Origin of the sequence: Ornithinimicrobium cavernae (assembly GCF_003121625.1) — a bacterium.
Taxonomy (GTDB): Bacteria; Actinomycetota; Actinomycetes; order Actinomycetales; family Dermatophilaceae; genus Ornithinicoccus; species Ornithinicoccus cavernae.
On sequence record NZ_QDDJ01000044.1, the window covers coordinates 1 to 852 of the forward strand.

1 pseudogene is annotated in these 852 nt (G+C 71.9%); it reads right to left on the reverse strand.

Annotation, left to right across the window (positions count from 1 at the left end):
* Nucleotides 1-852, reverse strand: a pseudogene (locus DA085_RS21235) (hypothetical protein); the annotation flags it as partial.

The following is an 852-nucleotide window of genomic DNA, read 5'->3' on the forward strand; positions in this document are numbered from 1 at the left end:
CGCAGGCAGCCGGGGGCGCGGCAGAACACGTCGGCGGCGATGATGTAGGCCCGCATCGCCGTGTCGAACCGGTAGGCGGTGGTGGACCGTTCGATCAGGGTCCCGGTGACCGGGTCGGTCAGCAACCGGTACAACGTCGACCCCGGTGTGAGCGCCACCGTGCGGACTTCCTCGGGGGTCAGGAACAGGCAGTGCTTCCCGATCACCTCACCCACCCCCACCTCACCGGGCGGTAGCGCTGGCGGGGTGCCCGTCGGCACACCCGTTAAGGGTTCAGCTGAGGGGCGGGGCTGTCCGACCGGGCCGGGATCGGGACCATCGACACCTGCCGGGCCGAGGTCGCGACGGTCGTCTCCTGCTGAGTCGGGGTCGGGACGGTCTTGTCCTGCCGAGCCGTCGGCGGCTCCTCGAGCCGTGCCGTCGGTGGCTCCTCGGGCCGTGCCGTCGGCGCCTGCTCCTGCGGTGTCTGCTCGGGCAGCGGATGCGGCGGTGGTGGCGCCGCAGGTGCAGGCACAGGTGCAGCTCGCAGGGCCCGCAGCCGTGCCGGTTAGGCCTGCGGTGTCGGAGGTGCTGGCCGGGGAGGGTGTTCCGGTCCTGGCGGTGTTCCCGAGGGCGGCGGGGTGTCCGAGGGCGGTGGGGTTGGCGAAGGCGGCGGGGATGGGGTTGCCCTCGGGATCGACCGCTCCGACCGGCCCGTGCGTCCCGTTTTCGGGGCCGGGGCTGGTGTTGTGGATGCCGGTGGTGCCGAGGAGGGTGTTGAGGGGGACGATGAGGTTGAGTTGGGCGGTGGGTAGGGCGTGCAGGATCTTGGTGAGCTGGGCGGACTGCTCGGTGGTGATCTGGTCGGGGTCT